This window comes from Paracoccus sp. FO-3 (assembly GCF_006386455.1).
Lineage (GTDB): Bacteria > Pseudomonadota > Alphaproteobacteria > Rhodobacterales > Rhodobacteraceae > Paracoccus > Paracoccus versutus.
Map to the genome: position 1 here is coordinate 1 of NZ_VCBQ01000168.1, position 7,154 is coordinate 7,154.

Below are 7,154 nucleotides of genomic sequence, written 5' to 3' on the forward strand. Positions count from 1 at the left end.
CACTCAGGAATAATTTGCAACAGAGCCCCGGTGCGCTCGGGTCAGGTCATCTTCGCGGAACGGGGAGATCTTACGGTGATCGGATCGGTCTCCTCCGGGGCCGAACTGATCGCCTCGGGCAACATTCATGTCTATGGCACCCTGCGCGGCCGGGCGATTGCCGGGGCGCACGGAGACGAATCCGCACGCATCTTCTGCCTGCGGCAGGAAGCGGAACTGCTGGCCATCGCGGGGGTCTACCGCACCAGCGAAAGCATCGGCGACACGCTGCGGGGCCAGAGCCTGCAGGTGTTTCTGAAGGACAACGGATTGCATTTGGAGGCGCTCGCATGACGACGCAAATGAAGGAAAAGCCGCCTCTGGGGAAGATCATCGTGATCACCTCGGGCAAGGGCGGGGTGGGCAAGACCACCTCGGCGGCAGCCATTTCCGCGGGCCTTGCGAAACTCGGCCACAAGACTGTCGTGATCGACTTCGACGTTGGTCTGCGCAACCTCGACATGATCATGGGATGCGAACGCCGGGTGGTGTTCGACTTCATCAACGTGATTCAGGGCGATGCGCGGCTGAAACAGGCGCTGATCAAGGACAAGCGGCTCGACACCCTCTACATTCTGCCGACCTCGCAGACGCGGGACAAGGACGCGCTGACCAAGGAGGGTGTCGAGGCCGTCCTGAACGAGCTGAAGGAAGAGTTCGACTACGTCATCTGCGACAGCCCCGCCGGGATCGAGCGTGGCGCGCAGATGGCGATGTATTTCGCCGATGAGGCGGTGGTGGTGACCAACCCCGAGGTCTCCTCGGTGCGCGACAGCGACCGGGTTCTGGGCCTGCTCGCCAGCAAGACGAAGCGCGCCGAGAGCAAGTCGGACGAGCCGGTGAAAGCGCGCGTGCTGCTCACCCGCCACGATCAGGCCCGGATCGACAAGGGCGAGATGATGACGGTGGAGGACGTGCTCGAGATCCTCGCCGTGCCGCTCATCGGGATCATCCCGGAAAGCCAGGCGGTGCTGCGGGCATCGAACGTCGGCACGCCGGTGATTCTGGACGAGCCGTCGAACGCAGGCATGGCCTATGAGGACACGGTGGCGCGGCTCACCGGCGAGGACATCCCGATGCGGATCGGCGAGGAACGCCGTCCGGGCCTGTTCCAGCGGTTGTTTGGGCGGTCGTCATGAGCCTGTTCGGTTTCTCCCTCAAGCCCCGTCGCGCGAAGACCGCCCAGACCGCCAAGGACCGCCTGCAGCTTCTCCTGGCGCATGAACGCGCCGGCGGCTCTGGCGCGGCGGACTTCCTGCCGCAGCTTCAGAACGACATCCTCGCGGTGATCCGGAAATACGTCACCGTTGAGGACGAGGATGTGGAGATCCGGGTGCAGCGCGATGACGCGGTGTCGAGCCTGGAGATCAATATCGAGATGCCTGCGGCCGCGTCGAAACAACCCCGGTCCTGACCGAGGGAGCGTGACCCCGTCTGCCCTTTTGTTCCTGCCGGCCTGGTAGCGGGGGCAGCGGGTGGAAAATGCGGCGCGCGGCGACCGGTCCATGCGATCGTCCGCAGTGGGCCGGATGTTCAACAGGCTGAGGCCCGGGCTGCTCTTCGCCCACCTCAAACGGATCCTTGGCCTCAACAGGCTCCGATTACGCGGCCCATCCGGCGCAAACGACGAATTCCTCCTCGCCGCAACCGCCCAGAACCTCAGAAAACTGGCCAAGGTCCTTCCCGCACCGCAGCAACCGCGAAACGCCTGACAGGAAAGGCGCTCGCGCCATGTTCAGCCGTCGATATTCTGCGATAGCGAACGGGAGTTTTTCCACAGAATCGGGCGGGGAGCGGGCTTTCGCTGCGCTGGTCACAATCGGCAGCAATGCGCACCAAGCGGACCACGCACCGCTCTGTTCATTTCAAGAAAGCTGCCGTTCAGGCGGATCGCGGCGATCGGCGCCTCTGCGCCCTTCAAAACTCGGTAAGCGTCACTCGGATACCACCGCGTCGACTTCGATCTCAACAAGCCATTCGGGATTAACGAAACGGTCGATTGCCATGATCGTATCAACAGGACGCGCATCGAGACAGTAGAGTTTTCGCGCCTCGATAGCGGCTTTCCAGTTTTCAATGTCCGTCAGGATGACTCGTGTTCTCACGATGTCCTGCAAACCGGAACCGGCTTGCTCAAGTGCAGCCTTGATGATCTCAAAGCACTGCTTTGTTTGCTGGAAGACATCACCGACGCCCACGGTCTGGCCATCGGCGTCGACCGGCGCAGTGCCGCCGACCGCGATAAAGTTCCCCACTCGGACCGCGCGGCTGAACCCTACGATAGTCTCCATGGGGTTCCCGTTGGATATCAGTTGTCGCATTTGCCCCGTGAGCTCCCCTCAACCAGATCTTTCACAGGAAGATTACCACATCGCTGCAGCCGAGTATTCATCCATACGAACCGGTCAATGGCGGCTTTGTCCGCACACTGGTCAAGTAATGCTCCCGGGGGAGGCCGCTTCGCTGAACAAGGCATCTATGGGCGAAGGGTAAGTTGGGCTGGGACCGGTCATCCGCTACGCGCCGCACGGATGACCGCTACGGGCAGGGTGCTGGCGTTCATCCCATTGCCCGCAGACCCGCGGTGATCGCCGCTGCCAGTTTGCTCACCTCAGCGCGCGAGGGGGTCACGCCGATGACGATCATGCGCCAGTAGAGCGGCGCCGGGAGCAGGTCGAGCGCGAGCTGCAGGTCCAATGTCGAAGGCAGTTCACCACGCGATATGGCACGCGACAGGAGCGCCTGCCCCTGACTGCGCCGCTGCCCTGCCACGCGCGCATTCAACTTGCGCATCTCAGGGGACCGGACCGCCTCCGCATGGATATCCGGCAGGATGCGCCGCACCAGCGGATGCCGCAGCGCGGCGCGGAGCCGGAAGAGAAAGGCCTCCACGTCGGCCTCGAGCGATCCCTGATCCTCGATGACGGCCATTTGCAGGCCAAGCGCCTCGAGCGCCTCAGCGGCGAATTCCCCGCGCGAAGACCAGCGCCGATAGATCGCCGCCTTCCCCGCCCCCGCCCGGCTGGCCACCCGCTCGAGGCTGACGGCCGCGAACCCCTTCTCTGCCCATTCGAGGAACAGCGCGCGATAAAGCGCCTCGGTCAGATCGACCCGGGGCACCGCCGCGCCCGACGGGGCGCGTTTCTTTTTTGCGTCGGAACGCTTGCGTTCCATCCAGATTCCCCCGTATGGTCGATACGATACCGTTCCAACCATTATCGGAGCTTCTCATGACTGGCAAGTTTGACACTTTCGGCGACGTCCTGCGGGGGGCCCTCGGCCCCCGCCTGATGTCCACCGACGATTTCCTTGATCTCTTTGCCGAGGATGTGATCTTCGAATTTCCCTATGCCCCGCCGGGGATGCCAGGTCGCCTCGACGGGCGCGACAGCTTGGCCGCGCATCTGGAGCGGCTCGGGCCGCTGCTCGAATTCGACGGCTTCGAGCTCAGGTCCTCCTATCCCTCTGGCGACACAGTCATCTTCGAGTTCACCTGCGCCGGGCGTGGCGCGGAAACCGGCAAGGCCTACAATCAGAGCTACATTTCAGTGGTCACCCTCAGGGACGGGCGCATTGCCCGGTACCGGGACTACTGGAACCCGCTGATCCTGCGCGCGGCGCTCGGGGACGAGGGCGGGGTTGCGGCGCTGGCCGGTGAGGACGCGGCCCATGGCTGAGCGCATTCTTGTCACGGGCGGCACCGGCACCACCGGCAGCCGCGTCGCCCGGCGCCTCGAAGAGCGGGGCATTCCGGTGGCGATCGGAACCCGGCGCCCGAAAGCGGCAAGCGATGTGCCGTTCGACTGGGCCGACCCGGCCTCCGCCGCCGCATTCGACGGCTGCACTGCGGCCTATCTGGTGGCGCCCACCGACCGCACCGACCATCTGGCGGTGATGCAGCCGATCCTCGAGCGCGCGATGGCGCGCGGCACCAGGCGTTTCGTGCTGCTCAGTTCGTCGCAATTCGCGCCAGGCGGCCCGATGATGGGCGAGGTTCATGCCTGGCTCGCCGCGACCGTGCTCGAATGGGCCGTCCTGCGGCCGTCCTGGTTCATGGAGAATTTCTCGCACGGCCCGCATGCCCGGACCATCCGCGAAGAAGACGCGATCTTCAGCGCAACCGGCACCGGCCGCGTCGGGTTCATCAGCGCCGACGACATCGCCGCGGCGGCTGTCGCGGCGATGACGGTCGAAACCTCTCTCAACAGGGATGCCATCCTCACCGGCCCGGAAGCGCTGAGCTACGACGATGTCGCAGGGGTGATCTCGGGCCTGCTGTCGCGTCCGGTCCGCCATGTCAGCCTGGAGAGTGCGGATCTGGTGCGGCGCCACATGGCCCAGGGCCTGCCGCGCGACTATGCCGAGGCGCTGGCGCATCTCGACGAGGTCATTCGCGACGGGGGCGAGGACCGGACCACCCCGGAAATCCTGCAACTGACCGGGCGGGAGCCGATGTCCTTCCGGAAGTTTACCAAAAGAAACCTGCCCCGCTGGTGATCGGAACACTGCGGGCTGACATATTGCTGCTGCCTGTGGGCGAATGTCCGGAAGGTCCCGCATCAGCGACATTCGCCCCGGATTTTGCTGCACAATGCCACGACCGACCTGTGTGGATGGCTCCTGCATAGCAAGACTTTTCTGAGATTGATTTTGCACTGGTCAGAAGCAGGCGTGTGTCCGGCCTGCTTGCGCGGCGCACGCGGCCGCTGGCCCTGATGGTTTCCGCAAGCCAAGTCCCATGCGTGGAGCCTACGGACAAAGCTTCAGTTGTGCCCCGTTGCGCTCCATCGCGGTCAGCACGTCCGGCGGAGGGGTCATGTCGGTGCACAGCACCATGCTGTTCCGCCGCGGGCTCACCAACATCAGCGCCCGGCGCGCGAATTTCGAATGATCCGCCAAAATCAGTTGCCGGTCGGAATGATCCACCACCGCGGAATAGACCTGCGACGCGGTCAGCATGGCTTCGCTGACACCGGACGCGTCGATGCCGGAGGCCCCCAGCACCGCCACCGGCGCATGAAAGCGGGCGATGGCGCTGATCGTGTCGGCACCGGCGACGATGCCTTCGCGGTGGTCGTAGATCCCGGGTAGCAGCACGACCTGCAGGTGCGGGTTCACCGCCAGTTCCGGCGCGATGCTGTGGGACATGGTGATCACGGTCAGCGGTCGGTCGAAGCTGGTCAGCGCGCGGGCGAAATGCAGCACGGTCGCGCCGCCGCCGATCAGCACTGCGTCGGCATCGCCGATCTCCTCGATCGAGGCCTGGGCGATCTGCTGGCGCTCGCTGACATGCAGGGCTTGCCGTTCGGCCAGATGCGGTTCGAATCGCTGGCTGCGCATGGCGCCGCCATAGGTCCGATTTATCCGCCCCGCCTCGTCCAGTTCCGCCAGATCCCGGCGGATCGTCTCAGCCGAGACGTTCAGCTTGTCGGTCAGCTGGTTCACGCGCAGGGTCGGGTTCGAGCTCAGCAGCGTCAGGATAAGATCCTGCCGGGCTGACTTGCGCATGCGGGTCCCAGGCTGCGAGGTGGAAGAGTTGTCCGTCATGGGCTGTCCTGTGCGGGTTCCGCTGTGAGGTTACACAAAATGTGACCGGGTTCAGTCATGTTGACAGCTCATCGCATGGTATCGGGTCCGTGTCATCCCGAACAGGTCGAGATTCGTGGAATGTAGGCGAGAATATCGCGCAGGATCTGTGAATGGTCACCCTCGCTTGGTGGGAGATTTGCGCGATTTTGCCCGGGTGATCCGCACTAATGACCGTAGTTGGGCAAAATTTGTGCGAAACTTGGCCTGAATGGGTGGTTTCGGCGGTGATCCAGAACATGATTGACCGATTTGACTCAAAAATGTTGCTAAGATCCACAAAAATTCTTGCGAGGGGGGCTGAGCCGCGGCTAATGTTTCCTCAAGAATAACGCACGAAACAACCTGTGCATTTGGTCCTAGGGATCCGTCGCCGGATCGGGAGGTTGGGCCGAAAGACTTGAATTCGAAGGGGCTGCACGGCTCTGGATGGGGGCCCGAGGCATGGCGCCCGACCGCGCTGGCGCTGTGCGCCGCCCTGTGATCGTCGGCTGACCGTCCTTGCCCGGACGCGGCGGTCCACAGACTTTCGTTCCGCATCGGCCGGTCCTCCGGCCGGCGCGCCCATGACCATGACCCGCCCGGCGCCTGCGTCCGGCCCATCGAAGGACAGACATCTGCATTGACCAATATCGACCTGACTGGAAAGCATGCCGTCGTCACCGGTGGATCGTCCGGCATCGGCACCGCCGTGGTGCGGACCCTGGCCGCTGCCGGAGCCAGCGTGACCGTGCTGGCGCGCAGTCGCGCCTATTCCGATGCCGAAGCCACGATGTACGATGATCCCAAGGTCGATTTCCGCCCGCTGGACGTCAGTGACAGCGCCGCCGTGACAGAGGTCTTCGCGGCTGTCGCGGCCGAGAAGGGCATCGATATCGCGGTCCTGTCGGCGGGCGTCCTGATGCCGGGAACCATTCTGGACACCGATGACGAGACCTGGCGCAAGGTGATGGCGGTGAATCTGGACGGGCTGTTCTATACCACGCGGGAAGCGATCCGCGCGATGATGGTCCAGGGGCGGGGCGGCAAGGTGGTGTCGATCGGCTTGATTTCGGGCTACCGGGCCAACCAGGGCTTTAACGCCTATTGCACCGCCAAGGGCGGAGCGCTGAACTTCACCCGACAGGTGGCGATGGACTATGCCGCCCATGGCATCAACGTGAACGCGGTGGCGCCGGGCTTCATCACCACGCCGATGACGGAAATCTACGACAGCGAGGTCAAAGCGACCTTGGCCGGCCAGACGCCGGACGGCCAGTGGGGCACGCCGCAGCAGATCGCGGATGCGGCGCTGTTCCTGTGTTCTGACCTGTCGGCCCATATGCACGGCCAAAGCCTTTTGGTCGACGGCGGTTGGACCCTGGGCGTCTTCGCCTAACCACAGCGGTCCGACACTGCGCATATTTTCGACGTGATGCCGCGGGCCCTTCCTCAGGGCCCGGGACAAAGAACTGTTGCCCGCAACAGACAGAATGCAAAACAACCAACAGGTGGACCCATGAACCCACATTTCCCAAGTAAGGCGCTGA

General features: G+C 64.0%; 9 protein-coding genes and 1 pseudogene. 7 read left to right on the top strand and 3 right to left on the bottom strand.

Annotation, left to right across the window (positions count from 1 at the left end; genetic code table 11):
• The 4 genes and pseudogenes from minC to FE811_RS25225 all read left to right on the top strand — a co-directional run.
• On the top strand, positions 1-333 hold a 333-nt coding region (gene minC, locus FE811_RS25210; protein WP_140849247.1), incomplete at its 5' end, for a septum site-determining protein MinC.
• 26 nt (positions 334-359) lie between these two features.
• Positions 360-1,178, top strand: coding sequence for a septum site-determining protein MinD (minD, locus tag FE811_RS25215; RefSeq protein ID WP_370362705.1), 819 nt, complete (start codon positions 360-362; stop codon positions 1,176-1,178).
• Positions 1,175-1,453, top strand: coding sequence for a cell division topological specificity factor MinE (gene minE / locus FE811_RS25220; RefSeq protein WP_181180971.1), 279 nt, complete (start codon positions 1,175-1,177; stop codon positions 1,451-1,453). Before minD ends, minE begins: the two co-directional genes overlap by 4 nt.
• A gap of 139 nt (positions 1,454-1,592) precedes the next feature.
• Positions 1,593-1,751: pseudogene (locus FE811_RS25225) on the top strand (IS5/IS1182 family transposase); the annotation flags it as partial.
• A gap of 222 nt (positions 1,752-1,973) precedes the next feature.
• Here FE811_RS25225 and FE811_RS25230 read toward each other — a convergent pair.
• Together FE811_RS25230 and FE811_RS25235 are read right to left on the bottom strand one after the other, a co-directional pair.
• On the bottom strand, positions 1,974-2,330 hold the full coding sequence (locus tag FE811_RS25230; RefSeq protein ID WP_140849252.1) for a Rid family hydrolase: 357 nt from the start codon (positions 2,328-2,330) through the stop codon (positions 1,974-1,976).
• Between the two features lie 268 nt (positions 2,331-2,598).
• Positions 2,599-3,213 (bottom strand): TetR/AcrR family transcriptional regulator, encoded by a 615-nt coding sequence (locus tag FE811_RS25235; RefSeq protein ID WP_140849254.1) that lies wholly within the window; start codon positions 3,211-3,213, stop codon positions 2,599-2,601.
• A 56-nt stretch (positions 3,214-3,269) separates the two neighbouring features.
• Here FE811_RS25235 and FE811_RS25240 point away from each other — a divergent pair, with 56 nt between their 5' ends.
• A complete protein-coding gene (locus tag FE811_RS25240; protein ID WP_140849256.1) occupies positions 3,270-3,716 on the top strand; it encodes a nuclear transport factor 2 family protein in 447 nt (148 codons plus the stop codon).
• Positions 3,709-4,536: an ergot alkaloid biosynthesis protein gene (locus FE811_RS25245; RefSeq protein WP_140849258.1), complete on the top strand. Its 828-nt coding sequence runs from the start codon at positions 3,709-3,711 to the stop codon at positions 4,534-4,536. The genes FE811_RS25240 and FE811_RS25245 overlap by 8 nt, the downstream gene beginning before the upstream one ends.
• A gap of 252 nt (positions 4,537-4,788) precedes the next feature.
• On the opposite strand, the gene FE811_RS25250 is transcribed toward FE811_RS25245, so the two are convergent.
• Positions 4,789-5,586: a DeoR/GlpR family DNA-binding transcription regulator gene (locus FE811_RS25250; RefSeq protein WP_140849260.1), complete on the bottom strand. Its 798-nt coding sequence runs from the start codon at positions 5,584-5,586 to the stop codon at positions 4,789-4,791.
• A 661-nt stretch (positions 5,587-6,247) separates the two neighbouring features.
• Here FE811_RS25250 and FE811_RS25255 point away from each other — a divergent pair.
• Positions 6,248-7,003: an SDR family NAD(P)-dependent oxidoreductase gene (locus FE811_RS25255; protein ID WP_219848951.1), complete on the top strand. Its 756-nt coding sequence runs from the start codon at positions 6,248-6,250 to the stop codon at positions 7,001-7,003.
• The last annotated feature ends 151 nt before the right edge of the window (positions 7,004-7,154 follow it).

Excerpts from the sequence above, each read along its gene's own strand:
- minE (WP_181180971.1), top strand. The coding sequence starts at position 1,175 with ATGAGCCTGTTCGGTTTCTCCCTCAAGCCCCGTCGCGCGAAGACCGCC.
- FE811_RS25230 (WP_140849252.1), bottom strand. The coding sequence starts at position 2,330 with ATGGAGACTATCGTAGGGTTCAGCCGCGCGGTCCGAGTGGGGAACTTT.
- FE811_RS25235 (WP_140849254.1), bottom strand. The coding sequence starts at position 3,213 with ATGGAACGCAAGCGTTCCGACGCAAAAAAGAAACGCGCCCCGTCGGGC.
- FE811_RS25240 (WP_140849256.1), top strand. The coding sequence starts at position 3,270 with ATGACTGGCAAGTTTGACACTTTCGGCGACGTCCTGCGGGGGGCCCTC.
- FE811_RS25245 (WP_140849258.1), top strand. The coding sequence starts at position 3,709 with ATGGCTGAGCGCATTCTTGTCACGGGCGGCACCGGCACCACCGGCAGC.
- FE811_RS25250 (WP_140849260.1), bottom strand. The coding sequence starts at position 5,586 with ATGACGGACAACTCTTCCACCTCGCAGCCTGGGACCCGCATGCGCAAG.